The sequence below is a fragment of the Kitasatospora sp. NPDC057692 genome (assembly GCF_042799475.1).
Taxonomy (GTDB): Bacteria; Actinomycetota; Actinomycetes; order Streptomycetales; family Streptomycetaceae; genus Kitasatospora.
Map to the genome: position 1 here is coordinate 45,864 of NZ_JBHVIV010000054.1, position 18,892 is coordinate 64,755.

The window sequence follows — 18,892 nt, forward strand, 5'->3', positions numbered from 1 at the left end:
GTGGGCGGCGCCGGTGTGAGGGCGGTTTACCCTGAATGCCCGGGAGAGCCGGGCCACCTCCGGCCGCGGCACCGAGCAGTCCGAGGAGCCCGCAGATGTCCACCGCCGCCCTTGCCAGCCTGGCCGCCCCGATCTCCGCGGAGAACGGCCCCGGGCTCTTCCTGCGGATCATCGTGGTCGCGTCGTTCGTCGGTGTGGGCCTGCTGGCCTGGATCCTGCTGCGGGCCGGCCGCAACAACTGACCGGCCCCGGCGGCCGCCGGGGCCGGGCCCGGGCTCACGGCGGTTCAGGCGCGGTGGGCCGCCGAGCGGTTGCCTTGTAACCCCCCGTACGATGACGGGTGGGCCCTCACCGGCCCGTACGACACCCCCTGCCCGCCATCCGAGCCGAGAAGGTCCCGCCGACCATGAGCACTGCCGCCGCACTTCCCGTCCTGAACCTCCTCGCGAACGAGGGCGAGGGTGGCAACCACGACAGCCTCAACCCGTACCTGACGGGTGGCGCCGCGCTGTTCGTCCTGCTGCTGCTGCTCTTCGTGACCACCCGCTTCAACCGGGACCGCTGACCCGGCCGACGGTGGCCCGGGGTGCGGCACCGCCCCCGGGACGCCCGTCACCCGGCCGTTCCCGCACCGCAACGGGCGTCGCGTAAGGTGTGGCGCCATGGGAGAGCAGACCGGGAATCCCGGCGTACCGGTGCCGGAGCGGCGCCGTCTCGGCGTGATGGGCGGCACCTTCGACCCGATCCACCACGGGCACCTGGTCGCCGCGAGCGAGGTCGCCAGCGCGTTCCACCTGGACGAGGTGGTCTTCGTCCCGACCGGACAGCCGTGGCAGAAGAGCGACCGCCAGGTGAGTCCGGCGGAGGACCGCTACCTGATGACGGTCATCGCCACCGCGGAGAACCCGCAGTTCTCGGTCAGCCGCATCGACATCGACCGCGAGGGCCCGACGTACACCGTCGACACCCTGCGCGACCTGCACGCGATGCACCCCGACGCCGACCTCTTCTTCATCACCGGCGCCGACGCGCTCGCGCAGATCCTGTCCTGGCGGGACTCCGACGAGCTCTTCTCGCTCGCGCACTTCATCGGCTGCACCCGGCCGGGGCACACTCTGTCGGACGCCGGGCTTCCGGTGGGCGGGGTCTCCCTGGTGGAGGTCCCGGCGCTGGCCATCTCCTCCACGGACTGCCGCAACCGGGTCGCCAAGGGCGAGCCGGTCTGGTACCTCGTCCCGGACGGCGTGGTCCGCTACATCGACAAGCGGGCGCTGTACGCGCCGCACCGGACCTGATCCCGGAGGGGCCGACCGACGGATGAGCGAGCGCAGGGGACCTCAGGAGCAGCAGCCCGGGCAGCCGGACGACTGGTCCACCGGGCAGTACCAGCAGTACCCGCCCCACCAGCAGCAGGGCGGCTACGAGCAGCAGCCCGGCCCGTACGAGCAGCCGGGCCCGTACGAGCAGCCTGGTTCGTACGACCAGTCGGGTTCGTACGAGCAGTACGACCAGTACGGGCAGCCGGTGCAGCCCGCGCCCTACGGGCAGGGGCAGTACGGCTACCAGGACCAGTACCAGCAGCAGGGGTACCAGCCCTCCTACGAGCCGCAGTACGAGCAGCCCGGGGTGTACGGGCAGCAGGCGCCGCAGGGGTACCGCGAGCAGGGCGGCTACGGCTACCAGGACCACTACCTCCAGCCGGAGCCGCAGGGCTACCGGGAGCCGCAGGCCCAGCCGCCGCAGCAGGCGCAGCCGTACGCGACGGCGCCGATGCCGGCCGTCGTCGAGCCGGAGCCGGCGGCGGAGCCCGCCGCGCCCGCGCCGCCGCCGCGCCCCCGGGTGCCGCGTCCGGCCGCCGCCGGACCGGCGGCCCCCGCGCGGCCCGAACCGCCGTCCGAGCAGGTCGGCGGCTCCCGCCCGGCCCGCGCCAGGACCGGCGCCGGGGCCGCCGGGGACGACTACACCACGGGCGAGTTCACCTTCGTCGACGACGAGGCGGAGAAGTCCGAGGACGTCATCGACTGGCTCAAGTTCGCCGAGTCCCGCAGCGAGGTGCGCGCCGAGCGCCGCCGCCGGCTGCGCAAGCGGCTGATCGCCGCCGGCGTGGTCCTCGCGGTCGCCGCGGCCGGCGCCGGGGGCTACCTCTGGCTCACCGGCGGCAAGAAGGACGCGGCCACCGCCGCCGGACCGCGCCAGGTCAACGTCGTCCACCTGCGCGACCTCCAGGGCAAGGTCTCCAGCGCGCTGCTGGTCAACGACGCCTCCGGCAGGAAGGGCACCGTGCTGCTGCTGCCGGACACGCTGCGGCTGCCCGGGCCCGGTGACCCGCCGGTCACCACGGTCGGCCAGGCCATGGACACCCTCGGTGCCTCCGGCACCCGCGAGGGCCTGACCACCGTGCTCGGCGCCCCGGTCGCCGGCACCTGGCGGCTCGACACCCCGTACCTGGAACTGCTGGTCGCCCAGCTCGGCGGCGTCCGGGTGGACACCAACGCCGAGGTCCGTGAGGGGGGCAAGCCGGACGGCAAGGTGCTCGCCGCCGCGGGCAAGAACACCCTGCTCAGCGGGAAGGCCGCGGTCGCCTACGCCACCCTGCAGAACGCCGGGGAGAACCGCGACGCCCAGCTGGCCAGGTTCGGCCAGGTGATGGACGCCGTGGTGCGCACCATGCCGGTCGAGTTCAAGGACGCCAAGGACGACGTGCACCGGATGAACGCGGTGCTCGACCCCTCGCTGCCCGAGGACGCGCTCGCCGGGGTCCTCACGCAGATGGCCGGGCTCGCCAAGAGCGGTCAGCTCGGCACCACCGCGCTGACCGTCAAGCCGGACGGCTCGCTGGACGAGGCCACCGCGGGCAAGCAGGTCAAGGAGGTGCTCGGCGGCACCGTCAAGTCCGCGACCGGCGGCGACGGGGCGGCCAGGGTCTCCGTCCAGGACGCCAGCGGCAACGACCTGGCGGCCTCCGCCGCCCAGGTCCAGGTGGTCAACGCGGGCCTCACCTTCGTCCCCGGCGGCGCCAAGACCGCGCCGCAGGCCACCAGTGAGATCCGCTACACCGACGACGCCCGGCAGGCCGCCGCGAAGTCGCTGGCGACCAGCCTCAACCTGCCGGAGACGGCGGTCAAGAAGGTCACCGACGCGCAGAACGCCGACCTGGTCGTCGTCCTGGGCAAGGACTACGCGCCGCCGAAGGCCCCGTAGCCGGGCGCCGGACGGCGGGCAGGCGTAAGGGCAGGGCGCCCGGGCGGGCGCCCGGTCGGCCCCGGAAAACGGTTCCGGGGCCGCCCGGGCGGCGTGAGATCCTGGAAGGCGATCCCCGGCGCACCGCGCACGGGGCGCCCCCAAGCCGCCGAGCCGGAAGAACACCGTGACCGCCACTGAGCACAGCCAGGAACTCATCAACGTCGCCGCCCAGGCGGCGGCCGACAAGCTGGCCCACAACATCGTCGCGTTCGACGTCAGCGAGGTGCTGTCGATCACCGACGCCTTCCTGATCGCCTCCGCGAGCAACGACCGCCAGGTCCGCTCGATCGCCGAGGAGATCGAGGACCAGCTGCGCGAGAAGCTGGACATCAAGCCGGTGCGCCGGGAGGGCGAGCGCGAGGGCCGCTGGATCCTGCTCGACTACCTCGACATCGTCGTGCACGTCCAGCACTCCGAGGAGCGCTCCTTCTACTCGCTGGACCGCCTCTGGAAGGACTGCCCCGAGCTGCCGCTGCCCGAGGACGCCCTGGCCTCCCGCAACCGCCCCGACGCGCACACCGACGCGGACGGCAACGCCGTCGCCCCGGCCGAGGTCGCCCCGGCGGACGACTTCGGCGCCGAGGACTACAGCTGAGCCGGGACGCGCGGGGTCCGCGCATCGTCTTCTGGCGGCACGGCCAGACCTCCTGGAACCTCGAATCCCGTTTCCAGGGCACCACCGACATCGAACTGACCGGGCAGGGCGTGCTGCAGGCGCAGCGGGCCGCCCGGCTGCTCTCCGGCCTGCGCCCGGACCTGCTGATCTCCTCCGACCTCCAGCGGGCCCGGCGCACCGCCGAGGAGCTGGCCAAGGTCACCGGCCTGGACGTCGAGCACCACGAGGGCCTGCGGGAGACCTACGCGGGCTCCTGGCAGGGGCTGACCAACGCGGAGATCCGCGAGCGCCACCCCGAGGAGTTCGCGTCCTGGACCCGGGGCGAGCCGGTCCGGCGGGGCGGCGGCGAACTGGCGACCGAGGTCGCCGACCGCTCGGTGCCGGTGGTCCTCGACGCGGTCGGCAAGCTGCCCGACAACGGCACGCTGGTCGTGGTCAGCCACGGCGGCACCATCCGCACCATGCTCGGGCGGATGCTCGGCCTGGAGCCGGAGCTGTGGGAGTGCTTCGGCGGGCTGTCGAACTGCTGCTGGTCCGTGCTGGGCCGGGGCGCGCGGGGCTGGCGGCTGCTGGAGCACAACGCGGGCACCCTGCCGCAGCCGGTCATCGGCGACGACACCTGAGGTTCTCCGGACGGGGTGCGGAGGGGGCGCCGGGGAGCGGATTTCGCAGTTCCGGGCCTTTGCGGTTAGAGTCTTCCTCGTTCGCACGGAGGGAACGCGGCCCGGAAGGGAAGCGGGAGATCCGGACGAGTGAGGGGCTGTAGCTCAGTTGGTAGAGCGCTTGCATGGCATGCAAGAGGTCCGGGGTTCAATTCCCCGTAGCTCCACTCCGCACCCGGGGTCCGCGAGGGCCACGCGTGTCGCGGGGCTGTAGCTCAGTTGGTAGAGCGCTTGCATGGCATGCAAGAGGTCCGGGGTTCAATTCCCCGTAGCTCCACAGACCACGGAAGGCCGTCACCCAATGGGTGGCGGCCTTCCGGCGTTCCCGGCGGCGTTTCCTCCCGGGCGGGGTGCGGCGGCTCAGCCGGCGGGCCCGGTGCCGGTGTGGCCGCACGGGGCCGCCCAGCCGCCCGGCGGCAGCACCGCCAGCCGCTCCACCCGCGCGCGGTCCTCCGGCGTGTCCGGGGTGTAGACGGCGACGTACGCCTCCGGCACCCCGGGGATCGTCAGGTACGTCGCGTTCAGCCGCAGCACGCCCACCCGCGGGTGCCGGAACACCTTCAGCGCCGTCCGCCGCGCGGAGACCTCCTGCCGGGCCCACAGCTCCCGGAACTCCGCGCTCGCGTCCAGCAGCGACCCCACGAACCGCTCCCACCGGGGCTCGCCGACGTGCCGGCCGTACGCGCCGCGCAGCACCGCGACCATCTGCGGCAGCTGCTCGCTGCGGTTCAGGAACGGGTTGCAGCAGTCCGGGCTGGTCACCGTGCACCAGAGGCTGTTGAACCAGCCGTCGTGCGTCCGCACCCGGCTCGCGGCGAACAGCGCCTCGTAGGTGGAGTTCCACGCCAGCACGTCGTAGCGGCTGTTGGAGACGGCGGCCGGCAGCGGCACCAGGGCGTCCAGGATCACCTGGGTCGACGGGTCCAGGACCGGCTCCGGGTCCGCCGGCGTCCGCACCGCCACCCCGGCCAGCCGGAACAGGTGCTCGCGCTCGGTGGCGTCCAGCAGCAGCACCCGGGCCACCGCGGTGAGCACCTGGGCGCTGGCGTTGATGCGGCGACCCTGCTCCAGCCACGTGTACCAGGTGACCCCGACGCCGGCGAGCTGGGCCACCTCCTCGCGGCGCAGGCCCGGTGTGCGGCGGCGCAGGCCGGGCGGCAGGCCGACGTCCTCGGGGGAGATCCGGGCGCGGCGGGCGCGCAGGTACTCGGCCAGCTCGGTGCGGTGGCGGTCGCGCCGGCCGGGAGGGGCCGGGTCGGCGGGCGCGCCGCCGGTGGGGGCGCGGCCGGTGGGCGGCTCGGCCGCGGCGGGCCTGGCCGCGGGGCCGGTCCTGACGGTGCCGGGGGTGTCCGCGACGGTCATACCCGCCATGGTGCCGCAGCCCGGCCGGGCGAAACAGGTGCTGCCGGTACCAGGATCCGCAGGCTCTAACCACTGGTACCCGGCCGCGCCGAGGCTCGACGCATGACCGATCTCCAGACCCGGCGCCGTCCGGCCGGGACCGCCTCGCCCGCCGACCGGTCCGGTACGGCGTCCGTCGCCCGGCCCGGACCGCTCCTCGCGCTCGTCCTCGGCGGGCAGTTCATGGCCGTGCTCGACACCGCCATCGTCAACGTCGCGGTGCCGACCATCCGCACCGACCTGCACGCCTCCGGCGCCGCCCTCCAGTTCGTGGTGGCCGGGTACACCATCGCCTACGCCGTCCTGCTCATCACCGGCGCCCGGCTCGGCGCCCGCTACGGCTACAGCCGGCTCTTCCAGCGCGGCCTGGCCGCCTTCACCGCCGCCTCGCTGGCCTGCGGGATCGCCCCCGCCACCGGCTGGCTGATCGCCTTCCGGCTGCTCCAGGGCGCCGGGGCGGCCCTGATGGTCCCCCAGGTGATGAGCCTCGTCCAGCGGACCTTCACCGGCCAGGCCCGCGTCCGCGCACTGGGCCTGTACTCGGCCGTCCTCGCCGGCGGCATCGCGGCCGGGCAGGTGTTCGGCGGGGTGCTCGTCAACGCCGACCTGTTCGGCTCCGGCTGGCGACCGGTCTTCCTGGTCAACGTCCCGATCGGCGTGCTGCTGCTGGCGGCCGGCACCCGGCTGCTGCCGCGGCTGCCCGGGGACCGCGACCGCGGCCTCGACCTGCCCGGACTGGTGCTGCTCGCCGCCGCCCTCGGGCTGCTCGTCGTCCCGCTGGTGCTCGGCCACGAACTCGGCTGGCCCGGCTGGGGCTGGGCGATGCTCGGCGCGAGCGCGCCGCTGTTCGCCCTGTTCGCGGTCGTCGAGCGGCGGATCGCCCGGCGCGGCGGACAGCCGCTGATCAGCGGGCGGGTGCTCGGGGCGCCCGGGCTGCTGCCCGCCGTCGGCGCGCTGTTCGTGATCCTCCTGGCCTTCGCCGGCTTCATGTTCTCCTTCGCCCTGCACCAGCAGTCCGGACTCGGGGCCGGCGCCCTGCGGGCCGGACTCTGCTCCGCGCCGATCGCCGCCGGCTTCGGCCTCGCCAGCCTGTACTGGCAGCGGCTGCCCCGGCGCCTGCACGGCGTGCTGCCCCAGCTCGGTACCGGCCTGCTCGCCGTGGGCTACGTGCTGCTCGGCCTCCTGCTGCGCGACGGGGCCGAGGTCGGCGCGGCGGTGCTGCTGCTCTCCGCCGTCCTCGGACTGCTCGCCGGCTGCGCCTACGCGCCGCTGTTCGCCGGGGCGCTCGCCCGGGTCGCGCCCGCCGACGCGGCGGACGCCAGCGGGACCGTGGCCACCGCGGTCCAGCTGGGCCAGGTCGTCGGCATCGCGCTGGTCGGCTCGGTGTTCCTGGGCGCGGTCGACCTGCCGGCGTCCGCGCGCGGCTCCGGGCACGCGCTGCTGCTCGTCACGGCCGTCGTCGGCGGGGCCGTCGTGCTCGCCGCCGGCCTCGCCACCCGGGCGGTGGCGGCCGGGCGGCGGGAGGCCGCTGCGGCGGGTCGAGCGGCGGCCGCTGTGCCGGCCTCTGCTGTGGCCGCTGCGGCCGCCTCTGCGGAGACCGGGCCGGAGACCAGGCCGGAGGGCCGGTCGGAGGGCCGGGAGGGGCGGTCGGTGGACGGGTAGGCGGCCGCCGGAGAAACGGATTCGTGGAGCACCCCCCGGACCGTGTAAAGTAGTCGATGTCGCCGAGGGAAACGGAACGAAACCCCCGGTGACATCGCAGGTCAAGGGGCTGTAGCTCAGTTGGTAGAGCGCTTGCATGGCATGCAAGAGGTCCGGGGTTCAATTCCCCGTAGCTCCACAGGAAACGAAGGCCGCCTCCCGAACGGGAGGCGGCCTTCGGCGTTCACGGCTTTTCCGCGACCCTCCGGCGGCCGCCCCCGGTGGGCCGCTACCGTCGGAGCCATGGCCGATCTGGCGCGCAGACGCAACGAGGAACTCGCCCGGATACTCCACCAGCTCGGCTGGAGCCCGGAGCGGCTCGCGCGCGAGGTCAACCTCACCGTCCCGTCCCGGCTCGCGATCAGCTCCACCGCCCCCTACAAGTGGCGCGACCGGGGCATGGTCCCGCGCAGCCCGCACGACCAGGCCGTCTGCGAGGTGCTCGGCCGCACCCTCGGCATCGCCGTCACCTACGAACAGCTCTGGGGCCCGATGGGCGGCCACCGCGGGGCCAAGATCCTCTCCCCGCGCCTGCTGACCGACCCGTGGACGGCCGACACCGCGCAGACCGCGCTGCGCGAGACCGCCGCCGACGCCGGACCCGTCCGCCTCACCGACCTCTTCCGCGGCGCCGACCTCGCCGAGGCCGCCCGCCGGCTGGCCACTCCGCCGCCCGCCCTCGCCGGTGACGGCGCGCTGCGCGTCGATCCCGCGGTGATCGGTGAACTCGCCGCCGCCCATGACAGCAAACTGCGGCTGGAACGATCCTGCGGCGGCGGACTCGTCCTCGGCCCGGCCCGCGCCGAACTGGCCATGGTCGCCAAGCTGCTGGAACTCGGCCGGTACGACGAGCCGCTCGGCCGGGAGCTCTACGGCGCCGCGGGCCGCCTCGCCCGGCTCGCCGCCCGGGCCGCGTTCGACCTCGGCCACGACGCCACCGCGCAGCGGGCGTTCGCGGCCGCGCTGCGCGCCGCGCACCTGAGCGGGGAGCGCCGGGACGGTGTGGCGGTGCTCGGCGGCCTGGTGGTGCTGGCCACCTGGAGCGCGGGCGGGCGCGGGCTGGACGTGGTCGCGGTGCTCGCGCAGGCGGTGGAGGCGGCCGGGGACGGGCTCGCCCCGGCCGACCGGGCGCTGCAGCTCGGCCGGATCGCCCGTGCCCACGGGCGGCGCGGCGAGGCGGGCGCGCTGGCCGAGGCGGCGCAGCGGGCCTTCGCGGAGCTGGACGGGGCTCCGGACGGGGCCCCGGCCGGTGCCTTGGGCGTTGCCCCGGGTGAGGCGCGGGCGGACCTCGCGGGCATGGTGGGGGAGGGGTACCTGTTCCTGGGCGAGCACGGACGGGCGCAGGCGCTGCTGGCGGAGGCGGTGGCGGGCCTGGGGCCGGGCAGGGCGCGGGCGCGGGCCCTGCTCATGGTCCGGCTGGCCGACTCGCAGCGGCTGGCGGGCGACGCCGCCGAGGCGGTGCGGACCGCGGACCGGGCGCGGGCGCTGGCCGCGGGGATGCAGTCGGAGCGGGTGGCACGGGCGCTGCGCGGGATCGACGCGGCGTTCCGTTCGGCGGAGGCCGCGGAGGCCGTGGCCGCGGCGGCGGTGGAGGAGGAGTCGGCGGAGGCGGCGGGCGTGGCGGGCGCGTCCGCGGGTAGCGGCACGGCGGCTTCGGCCGCGGCGGGGCTCCCGGACGCCGCGGAGGGCCCGGAGCACGCCGTTCCGGCCGGGGTGGCCGGGGCCGGGGCGGCGGGCGCGTCGGCGGTATCCCCGGGAGGCCGCTGACCCCCTTGCGGTACCCTGAGCCCATGCGAACCGCGCGCCTGCTCCTTAGTCGGCCGCGCTGACCAGGACCGGCCACGCCCGAGGGCGGAGCCGGAGTCGGCGTGGCACCCCCTCCTGCGAGGGGCTTTTTTGTTTTCCGCCCGGGCCCGCCGCCCGGCATCCGTCCGGGCCCGGCCCGGGCACCCCGTCCCGCCGCCGGCCCGGAACGCCGGTTCGCCAACTGACATCGATGGAGCTTGAAGGACCATGAGCGAGACGACCCCTGCGTCCGGTGCGGCCGACACCGCGACCGCGCCGTTCCGGTACAGCGCCGCCCTGGCGGCGGAGATCGAGTCCCGCTGGCAGGACATCTGGGAGAAGGAGGGGACGTTCCACGCCCCCAACCCGGCCGGCGACCTGGCCGACCCGGCCGCCGCGGACGTCGCCGCGAAGCCGCACAGCTTCATCATGGACATGTTCCCGTACCCGTCGGGCGCCGGCCTGCACGTCGGCCACCCGCTGGGCTACATCGCCACCGACGTCTTCGCCCGCTACCAGCGGATGAACGGCTACAACGTCCTGCACACCCTGGGCTACGACTCCTTCGGCCTGCCCGCAGAGCAGTACGCCGTGCAGACCGGCACCCACCCGCGGGTCTCCACCGAGGCCAACATCGCCAACATGCGCCAGCAGCTGCGCCGGCTGGGCCTGGGCCACGACCCGCGCCGCTCGATCGCCACGATCGACCCCGAGTACTACCGCTGGACACAGTGGATCTTCCTGCAGATCTTCAACTCCTGGTACGACGAGCGGGCCGCCAAGGCCCGCCCGATCGCCGAGCTGGTCGCCGAGTTCGAGAACGGCGACCGTGAGGTCCCCGGCGGCCGCGCCTGGTCCGAGCTGAACGGCGCCGAGCGCGAGGACGTGCTGGGCGAGTACCGGCTGGCCTACGCCAAGGAGGTGCCGGTCAACTGGTGCCCCGGCCTGGGCACCGTGCTGTCCAACGAGGAGGTCACCGCCGACGGCCGCTCCGAGCGCGGCAACTTCCCCGTCTTCAAGTCCAACCTGCGCCAGTGGATGATGCGGATCACCGCCTACTCCGACCGGCTGATCGCCGACCTGGACCTGCTGGACTGGCCCGAGGCCATCAAGCTGCAGCAGCGCAACTGGATCGGCCGCTCCGAGGGCGCCCGCGTCGACTTCGCCGTCGGCGAGGGGAAGATCACCGTCTTCACCACCCGCCCCGACACCCTGTTCGGCGCCACCTACATGGTGCTGGCCCCCGAGCACGAGCTGGTCGACACGATCGTGCCCGCCGCCTGGCCCGAGGGCACCCGTGAGGCGTGGACCGGCGGCGCCGCCACCCCCGCCGAGGCCGTCACCGCCTACCGCGCCGCCGCGGCCGCCAAGTCCGACGTCGAGCGGCAGGTCGAGGCCAAGGTCAAGACCGGTGTCTTCACCGGGGCCTACGCCGTCAACCCGGTCAGCGGCGAGCCCGTCCCGGTCTTCATCGCCGACTACGTGCTGATGGGCTACGGCACCGGCGCCATCATGGCCGTCCCCGCCCACGACCACCGCGACTTCGCCTTCGCGCGCGCCTTCGACCTGCCGATGCGCTGCGTCGTCGAGCCCACCGACGGGCGCGGCGAGGACCCGGCCGGCTGGGACGACGCGTTCGACACCTACGACTCCGTCATCGTCAACTCCGCCCACGACGAGGGCACCGAGGACGGCATCGCGCTGAACGGCCTGAGCGTCGTCGACGCCAAGGCCGCCGTCACCGCCTGGCTGACCGCGCACGGCATCGGCGAAGGCACCGTCAACTTCCGTCTGCGCGACTGGCTGTTCAGCCGCCAGCGGTACTGGGGCGAGCCCTTCCCGATCGTCTACGACGAGGACGGCGTCATGCACGCGCTGCCCGAGTCGATGCTGCCCGTCGAGGTCCCGCAGGTCGACGACTACTCGCCGCACACCTACGACCCGTACGACTCCACCTCCACGCCGAAGACCCCGCTGTCGCGCAACGAGGACTGGGTCACCGTCGAGCTGGACCTGGGCGACGGGCCGAGGACGTACCGCCGCGAGACCAACACCATGCCCAACTGGGCCGGCTCCTGCTGGTACGAGCTGCGCTACATCGACCCGTCCAACCGCGAGCAGGTCGTCGACCCGGCCAACGAGCGGTACTGGCTGGGCCCCACCGAGCAGAAGCCGGGCGGCGGCGCCGACCTGTACGTCGGCGGCGCCGAGCACGCCGTCCTGCACCTGCTGTACGCCCGCTTCTGGCACAAGGTACTGCACGACCTGGGCCACGTCTCGTCGGTCGAGCCGTTCCACAAGCTGTTCAACCAGGGCATGATCACCGCCGACGTCTACCGCGACGAGCGCGGCTTCCCGGTGCCCGCGGCCGAGGTCGAGGAGCGCGACGGCCAGTACTTCTGGCAGGGCGAGCCGGTCAAGCGCGAGGCCGGCAAGATGGGCAAGTCCCTGAAGAACGCCGTCGCCCCCGACGAGATCGCCGACGAGTACGGCGCCGACACGCTGCGCCTGTACGAGATGTCGATGGGCCCGCTGGACGTCTCCCGCCCATGGGACACCCGCGCCGTCGTCGGCTCCTACCGCTTCCTGCAGCGGCTGTGGCGCAACGTCGTCGACGAGGCGACCGGCGAGCTGGTGGTGACGGAGGAGGAGCCGGACGAGGCGACGCTGCGCGCCCTGCACAAGGCCGTCGACGGCGTCCGCGGCGACATGGCCGGGCTGCGCTTCAACACGGCCGTCGCCAAGGCGATCGAGCTGAACAACTACCTGGTCAAGCGCGGTTCCACGCCGCGGTCGGTGGCCGAGCAGGTGGTCCTGATGGTCGCCCCGCTGGCCCCGCACATCGCGGAGGAGCTGTGGCGGCGGCTGGGCCACGGCGACTCGCTGGCGTACGCCGGCTACCCGGTGGCCGACCCGGCCTACGTCGTCGACGAGACGGTGACCTGCGTGGTGCAGGTCAAGGGCAAGGTCAAGGCCCGGCTGGAGGTCGCGCCGTCGATCTCGGACGCCGAGCTGGAGGCGCTGGCGCTGGCCGACCCGGCGGTCGTCGCCGCGATCGGCGGGGCCGAGGTGCGCAAGGTGATCGCGCGGGCGCCGAAGCTGGTCAACATCGTCACCGGCTGAGTCCGGCGGTGGTGCGGGGCGGGTGTTCCTCCGGGAGCGCCCGCCCCGCGGCGTTCCGGGGGGCGTGGGGGCGTCGGCTCGGGGGCGTCGGAGGCGTGGGGCGTCGGCTCGGGGGCGTCGGGAGGGGCCCGGAGCCTCGGGGATCACCCCGAGGCGTCCCTGAACCCGTCCCTGAACTCCGCCCCGCCACCCCTGATCGGCGCTCCGCCGGGCGGCCGCCGGGGCTACCGTGGAACCCTCGGTGGGCCGGCCCGCGTTGGGCCCGGTGGGGGCCGGTTCGGCTGGCGGAAGGTGGCGCGTGATGGAGATCCTCGGGGTGTTGCTCGTACTCGCCCTGCTGTTCGGGATCGGGGTGGCGGTGCTCGTGGTCGTCGGCCTGGTGAAGGCCGCCCGGTCGGTCGGCGAGAAGATGGAACGCCAGGAGGCCAAGGCCCGCCGCGCGGTCGAGAACGTCACGCTCAAGGCCAAGACCTACACCCAGACCGGCCCGCAGGGGCAGATCTCCGCGGTCCGCCTGCGCCTGCGGACCTCGCTCGACGGCACCCGGCAGGTGCTGCAGGGCGGCGTCGCCCAGGACGGCCAGCTCGGCGAGTCGCTCGCGCTGCTGGCGAGGCTGGACGCCCACGCGGCGGAGCTGGACGGCGAGCTGCGGACGCTGGAGCGCGAGCCGGACGCCGGACGCGTCGCGGCGAAGCTGCCGGAGCTGCGCGAGCGGGCCGAGCGGATCACGCATGCGGCGGAGACCATGCGGTGGGCCGCGCAGGACCGGATGCACCGGTTCGCGGAGGACGAGCTGAGCCGGCTGAGCCAGGAGTGCGAGGACGAGGCGGGGGCGCTGCGGCACTGGGACGCGGCTTCGGGGGCCTCCGCGGCGGCGGGCGGTTCCGGTCCGGCGGGTGCGGGCGGGGCCTCCGGGACGGCGCCCGGAGCCGGTGGGGCCGGTGGAGTCGGCGGGGTCGGTGGGGTCGGTGGGGAGCGGCCCGGGCTCACGAACGGGCGCGGCCGGCCCAGCGCCGAGGACCTGCTCGGCCTCGCCGACCCGGTGGCCAAGCTGGCGCAGCGGCTGCGCAAGCCGTCCACCGGGCCCTCGGCCGGCTGAGCGGTGACCCGGGTGCTGCCGTCCGGCCCGGGCGGGGAGTAACCTCCGCCTCATGTCCGCCGACCGCGCACCCGCCGACCTCGCACTCGTCACCGATTCCACGGCCTATCTGCCCCAGCACGCCGTCGACCGGCACGGCATCACGGTGGTCCCGCTGAGCGTCGCGGTCGGCGACGAGGTGCGCGCCGAGGGTGTCGAGATCTCCCCGAAGGACGTCGCCGAGGCCCTGCGCGGCAAGCACCGGGTCACCACCTCCCGGCCCAGCCCGGAGTCCTTCGCCGCCGCCTACCGGGCCGCGGCCGAGGGCGGCGCGCGGGGCGTCGTCTCGGTGCACATCTCCGGCGAGCTGTCCGGGACGGCGGCGGCCGCCCGGCTGGCGGCCGCCGAGGCGCCCGTGCCGGTGCGGGTCGTGGACAGCCGGCTGGTCGGCATGGCGCTCGGGTACGGGGTGCTGGCGGCGGCCGAGGCGATCGTGGCCGGGAAGGGACTCGACGAGGCGGCGGCGGCCGTCGAGCGGCGGACCGCCGTGACCAGCGGCTTCTTCTACGTCGACACCCTGGAGTACCTGCGCCGGGGGGGCCGGATCGGAGCCGCGAGGGCGCTGCTCGGCTCGGCGCTCGCGGTCAAGCCGCTGCTGCACCTGGACGGCGGGCGGATCGAGCCCCTGGAGAAGGTGCGCACGGCGTCCCGGGCGATCGCCCGGCTGGAGGAGATCGCGGTCGAGCGGGCGGGGGAGCGGGAGGTCGACATCGCCGTGCACCACCTGGCGGCGGAGGACCGGGCCGAGCCGCTCGCCGAACGGCTGCGGGGGCGGGTGCCGGGGCTGCGCGACCTGTACGTGGGCGAGGTGGGGGCGGTGATCGGCGCCCACGTGGGGCCCGGGCTGCTGGCGGTGGTGGTCTCGCCCCGCTGACGGGGCGCCGGTTGGCCCGGTCACCTTGTTCGCACGGTTCGCGTGGTTCGCCCAAGTCACCTGGTCCGTCAACACCTGACGCCGTTTCTCCCTCCTGAGGGTGAGCTTCTTCGTCCACAACCCCCGGGTTTTCCACAGGTTTTCGGCGATTTCCGCGCGCCGCCCGGGTGGTTCCTACCGTGCTCCGCATGACGAGCATGCGCATCGGCGCGCGCAAGCGCCACGAGATCCAGCGGATCAACGAGACCGCGAGCCTGCGGATGGCCGCCCTGCTACCGGAGTCCGGTGAACCCCCGGACGCCGAGTCCTCGGTGTACGCGGCACCGGCGGCGGCCGGTGACCCTCCGTCCGGCGCCGCGGCCGAACGCGCCGTGCCCGAGGGCACCCTGCCCGACGGCGCCCTTCCGGCCGGCGTCGCGCACCCGTGGACGGGCCGCGCGCTGATGCTCGAACGGCGGGCGGTGGTCGGCCTCCTCGTGCTCCTCCTGCTCGCTGTCGGCTACGGCGTCCAGCACTTCTGGCTGGCGCGGCCGCAGCCGGTCGAGGTCCCGGCCGTCGCCGTCGCCTCGGTGCCGTCGGCGGCCGTTCCCGGGCCGGGCCCGCCCGACGGCGCGGCAGGGGGTGCGGCGGGGAGCGACACCGGAGGTGCGGCACCGGGCGCCGTCGCCGTCGTCGTGGTCGACGTCGGCGGTCGGGTCGGCTCCCCGGGGGTGCACACCCTGCCCGGCGGATCCCGGGTCGCCGACGCCCTGCGGGTGGCCGGTGGGCCGCTGCCCGGGACGGACACCGGGAACCTCAACCTGGCCCGTGTCCTGGCGGACGGCGAACAGATCCTCGTCGGCGAGCCGAGCCCGCAGCCGGCCGCCGGGGCGGGCCCCGGGCCACCGCCCGCCGGGGCGTCGAAACAGCCGGTCAGCCTCAACCGCGCCACCCTCGAACAGCTCGACACCCTGCCCGGCGTCGGCCCGACCCTCGCCCAGCGGATCATCGCCTTCCGCGCCTCCCACGGCGGCGCGTTCCGCTCGCTCGACCAGCTGCGGCAGGTGAGCGGAATCGGCGAGCGCACGTACACGGAACTCCGCCCGCTGCTCACCCTCTGACACCCCCGCCGTCCCTGCTCGGGCCTGCCCCTGCCTGAAAGGAGGTGCCGTCATCGCCACCGCCGTCGCTGCTCCCACCCCGGGCGCCGCGGTCCACGCCGCGCCGCGTCCGAACGACCTCAGGCCGCTGCTGCCCGCCGTCGCCGCCTGGGCGGTGACGGCCGCGGTCCTCGGCCTGGGCCCCGGGCACACCGCCGTCCTCGCGGTCGCGGCGGGCACGGCCGCGCTCCTCGGCCTCGTCCTCTTCGCGCTCAGGCCGGGTACGGGCCCCGGCCCCTTCCGCGACCGGTCCGCCACGGTGACCCTGGCGGCCGTGCTGCTCACCGCGGCCGCCGCCGCGACCGCCACCCTCCTGCACACCGCCGACCTGCACCGCGGGCCGCTGCCCGAACTGGCCCGGACCGCCGCCCCGGCACCGGAGGTCGGCGTCGACCTGACCCTCACCGGGGACCCGCGCGTGCGCCTCTCCCGTAACGGTTCCGGTGCCGGGCAGGCCCTGCTCACCGTGGACGCCGTGGTGGACCGCGTCACCGTTCCCGACGGCGCCCTTCCTGACGCGCCGGGCCCGCGCACCGTCCGCACCCGCACACCGGTCACCATCCTGGTCCGCGGCGAGGACGCCGGGGCGTGGGAGCGGCTGCTGCCCTCGACCCGGCTCGCCGCCGAGGTGACGGTCCGTCCGTCGGGCGAGCGCGCGGGCGAGTCGGCGGTGCTGCTGATCGCGCACGGCGAGCCGCGACGGCTCGCGCCGCCGAACCTGCCGCAGCGGATCGCCGGGCGGCTCAGGGCGGGGCTGCGCGAGGCCACCGACGGCCTGCCGACGGACGAGCGCGGACTGCTGCCCGGTCTCGTCGTGGGTGACACCTCCCGGCTGCCGGACGACCTCTGGGAGGCGTTCCGGGACACCGACCTGGCGCACCTGGTCGCGGTCAGCGGGGCCAACCTCGCGATCGTGCTGGGCGTGCTGCTCGGCGCCCCGGGGCGCGCGGGCACCGCCGAACGGAGCGGACTCGCCGCCCTGCTCGGGATCCCGCTGCGCACCACGGCGCTGCTCGGCGCCGCCGTCACGCTGGCCTTCGTGACGATCTGCCGTCCGGAGCCCAGCGTGCTCAGGGCGGCGGGGACGGGACTGCTCGGGCTGCTGGCGCTGGCCACCGGCCGTCCGCGCCAGGCGGTGCCGGCGCTGGCGGGCACGGCCCTGCTGCTGGTCCTCCTCGACCCGTACCTGGCGCGCTCCTTCGGCTTCGTGTTGTCGGTGCTCGCCACGACCGGCCTGCTGGTCCTGGGCCCGCGCTGGGCGGACGCCCTGCGGGCACGGGGCTGGCCGCACCACCTCGCCGCCGCCGTCGGGGCGACGGCGGCGGCCCAGGCGCTCTGCGCGCCGGTGACGGTGGTGCTGTCCGGGCATGTCAGCCTCGTCGGGATCCCGTGCAACCTGCTGGCCGAGCTTGCGGTGGCCCCGGCGACCCTGCTGGGGTTCGCGGTCCTGGCGCTCGACCCGTTCTCGCCCCCGCTGGCCCGGCTGCTCGCCGAGCCCGCCGCCGTCCCGGCCGGCTGGCTGGCGGCGGTCGCCCGGCACGGTGCGGAGTTTCCGGGGGGTCAACTGTCCTGGCCGGGCGGGTGGCTCGGCACGGCGAGCCTCGCCGTCGGCACGGCGGCGCTCTGCTGCGCGGTGCCCGCACTGCTTCCCCGGCGCGCCGCCGGAGGGACCGGTGCGCGTCGGCCGCGCGGTCGGCTTCGCCCGGTGGTGGCGGGCGTCCTGTTGCTGGTCCTGCTCGTGGTGCTGCTGCGGCCGCCGCTGCTGGCCCGGATCGCGACCGGCTGGCCGCCGCCGGACTGGCGGCTGGTCATGTGCGATGTGGGGCAGGGCGACATGGTGGTGCTGCCGGTGGTTCCGGAGAACGGAGATCCGCCCGACAGCGCGGTGGTGGTGGACGCAGGCCCGGATCCGCGGGCGGCGGACCGCTGTCTGCGTGACCTGGGGATCACCCGGGTGCCGCTCTTCCTGGCCACCCACTTCCACGCCGATCACGTCGAGGGGCTGCCGGGCGTGCTGCACGGCCGGCGGGTGGCGGCGGTGCAGGGGACGGCGGTGAACGATCCACCGGGCGAGGCCGCCCGGGTCGCGGGATGGGCGGCGCAGGCCGGGGTCCCGCTGACGCGGGCCGAGCGCGGTGAGCGCCGGTCTGCGGGGGCCGGGGTCTCGTGGGAGGTGCTGTGGCCGGACGGAGAGGAGTCGACGGTGATGTCGGGTGCGAACAACGCGAGTGTCGCGCTGCTGGTGACCCTGGCGGGCGGTGTGCGGATGGCCCTGCTGGGCGATCTGGAGCCGCCGGCGCAGGAGGCCCTGTTGAGCAGGCTGAGGACGGAAGGGAAGGCGGGCAAGGTGGACGTGTTGAAGGTGGCGCACCACGGTTCGGCCCACCAGGACTGGGAGTTGACGGCGGCGCTGAGCCCCCGGCTGGCCCTGATCTCCTGCGGTGAGGACAACCCGTACGGCCACCCCTCGCCGCGCACGGTGGACCGGCTGCGCACGCTGGGCGCCGCGGTGCTGCGAACGGACCGGATGGGCGACATCGCGGTGACGGGAGCAGGCCCGGCCCGCCTGGGCGCGGCCGTCCACCGGCACGGCGACCGCCCCGGCCACGGCCCGCACAGGCCGCGGGCCACCCATGAGGTGCCGCGGACCGGCGCGGCCTCGGAGCCGATGCCCGCTGCCTGGCTCGCGGTGCGCGCCGGCTTCGGCCGGCGCGCACCGCCCCGGTGATCCCCGGACCGCCCTCCTCCCCGATCCCTGGGGTGTGTGTGGGGTGTGGGGTCGGGGGTTGGGGAGGAGGGCTGGGGCGGGGGCGGGCCCGGAAGAAACGTTTTTCCCGCCCGGCCCGAGCACTGCTCGGGCCGGGCGGGCGAACAAGCACCCCGGGCACGTACCTGCAGCGCGCCCGCTCGGGTGGGGACGGAAGGGGGAACAACGCCGCGCTCCGGGCGGGGCCCGGAGCGCGGCGTGAAGGAACTGAGCGGGAGGGAGATCGGGCGGCACATGTGCACCCTCCCTCCGGAGTGGGAAGTCGACCCAGCCGACTTCCCACTCCGGACCAACCCCTGAGCGAGGCGGCCGCAGCACCAACCTCCCCAGGGCCGCCGATGCGGGCGGTGCGGACCCTCACCGCCGGGGAGTGGGTTGAAGGGCCCCCCCGAAAAACCCAAACCCCACGGCCGCCGCTCCCGACAAAAACCCCCCCCACCCGC

General features: G+C 75.2%; 14 protein-coding genes and 3 tRNA genes. 16 read left to right on the forward strand and 1 reads right to left on the reverse strand.

Annotated elements, in window-relative coordinates:
- Window positions 1-95 precede the first annotated feature (95 nt).
- The 8 genes from ACFVFS_RS26890 to ACFVFS_RS26925 all read left to right on the forward strand — a co-directional run bounded on the left by ACFVFS_RS26890 (window position 96) and on the right by ACFVFS_RS26925 (window position 4,798).
- Window positions 96-242 (forward strand): hypothetical protein, encoded by a 147-nt coding sequence (locus tag ACFVFS_RS26890; protein ID WP_350553676.1) that lies wholly within the window; start codon window positions 96-98, stop codon window positions 240-242.
- Between the two features lie 164 nt (window positions 243-406).
- Window positions 407-565, forward strand: a complete 159-nt coding sequence (locus ACFVFS_RS26895; protein WP_350569256.1) for a hypothetical protein — start codon at window positions 407-409, stop codon at window positions 563-565.
- A 97-nt stretch (window positions 566-662) separates the two neighbouring features.
- The gene (nadD, locus tag ACFVFS_RS26900; protein WP_380627275.1) at window positions 663-1,295 is read left to right on the forward strand and encodes a nicotinate-nucleotide adenylyltransferase; all 633 of its coding nucleotides are present in this window, start codon (window positions 663-665) and stop codon (window positions 1,293-1,295) included.
- A gap of 22 nt (window positions 1,296-1,317) precedes the next feature.
- Window positions 1,318-3,201 carry a LytR C-terminal domain-containing protein gene (locus tag ACFVFS_RS26905; protein WP_380627276.1) on the forward strand — a complete coding sequence of 628 codons (1,884 nt, stop codon included), beginning with the start codon at window positions 1,318-1,320 and terminating at the stop codon, window positions 3,199-3,201.
- 166 nt (window positions 3,202-3,367) lie between these two features.
- Entirely contained in the window at window positions 3,368-3,838 is a 471-nt protein-coding gene (gene rsfS, locus ACFVFS_RS26910) for a ribosome silencing factor (RefSeq protein WP_380627277.1), read from the forward strand.
- Window positions 3,835-4,482, forward strand: coding sequence for a histidine phosphatase family protein (locus ACFVFS_RS26915; RefSeq protein ID WP_380627287.1), 648 nt, complete (start codon window positions 3,835-3,837; stop codon window positions 4,480-4,482). The genes rsfS and ACFVFS_RS26915 overlap by 4 nt, the downstream gene beginning before the upstream one ends.
- 133 nt (window positions 4,483-4,615) lie before the next feature.
- Window positions 4,616-4,688 (forward strand) — tRNA-Ala (locus tag ACFVFS_RS26920).
- 37 nt (window positions 4,689-4,725) lie between these two features.
- Window positions 4,726-4,798, forward strand: a tRNA-Ala gene (locus ACFVFS_RS26925).
- 83 nt (window positions 4,799-4,881) lie between these two features.
- On the opposite strand, the gene ACFVFS_RS26930 is transcribed toward ACFVFS_RS26925, so the two are convergent.
- The gene (locus ACFVFS_RS26930) at window positions 4,882-5,883 is read right to left on the reverse strand and encodes a helix-turn-helix transcriptional regulator (RefSeq protein WP_380627279.1); all 1,002 of its coding nucleotides are present in this window, start codon (window positions 5,881-5,883) and stop codon (window positions 4,882-4,884) included.
- 102 nt (window positions 5,884-5,985) lie between these two features.
- Between ACFVFS_RS26930 and ACFVFS_RS26935 the strand changes: the two genes are divergently transcribed.
- From ACFVFS_RS26935 to ACFVFS_RS26970, 8 genes are all read left to right on the forward strand, one after another.
- Window positions 5,986-7,584 (forward strand): MFS transporter, encoded by a 1,599-nt coding sequence (locus ACFVFS_RS26935; RefSeq protein WP_380627280.1) that lies wholly within the window; start codon window positions 5,986-5,988, stop codon window positions 7,582-7,584.
- Window positions 7,585-7,689: 105 nt separating this feature from the next.
- Window positions 7,690-7,762, forward strand: a tRNA-Ala gene (locus ACFVFS_RS26940).
- 104 nt (window positions 7,763-7,866) lie between these two features.
- Window positions 7,867-9,390: a hypothetical protein gene (locus ACFVFS_RS26945; protein WP_380627281.1), complete on the forward strand. Its 1,524-nt coding sequence runs from the start codon at window positions 7,867-7,869 to the stop codon at window positions 9,388-9,390.
- A 246-nt stretch (window positions 9,391-9,636) separates the two neighbouring features.
- Window positions 9,637-12,531 (forward strand): leucine--tRNA ligase, encoded by a 2,895-nt coding sequence (gene leuS, locus ACFVFS_RS26950; protein WP_380627282.1) that lies wholly within the window; start codon window positions 9,637-9,639, stop codon window positions 12,529-12,531.
- Between the two features lie 301 nt (window positions 12,532-12,832).
- Complete coding sequence (locus ACFVFS_RS26955) at window positions 12,833-13,630, forward strand: hypothetical protein (protein ID WP_380627283.1); 798 nt, start codon at window positions 12,833-12,835, stop codon at window positions 13,628-13,630.
- Window positions 13,631-13,682: 52 nt separating this feature from the next.
- On the forward strand, window positions 13,683-14,543 hold the full coding sequence (locus ACFVFS_RS26960) for a DegV family protein (RefSeq protein ID WP_380627284.1): 861 nt from the start codon (window positions 13,683-13,685) through the stop codon (window positions 14,541-14,543).
- Window positions 14,544-14,731: 188 nt separating this feature from the next.
- Complete coding sequence (locus ACFVFS_RS26965) at window positions 14,732-15,643, forward strand: ComEA family DNA-binding protein (protein ID WP_380627285.1); 912 nt, start codon at window positions 14,732-14,734, stop codon at window positions 15,641-15,643.
- Between the two features lie 154 nt (window positions 15,644-15,797).
- The gene (locus ACFVFS_RS26970) at window positions 15,798-18,410 is read left to right on the forward strand and encodes a ComEC/Rec2 family competence protein (RefSeq protein ID WP_380627286.1); all 2,613 of its coding nucleotides are present in this window, start codon (window positions 15,798-15,800) and stop codon (window positions 18,408-18,410) included.
- Window positions 18,411-18,892 lie beyond the last annotated feature (482 nt).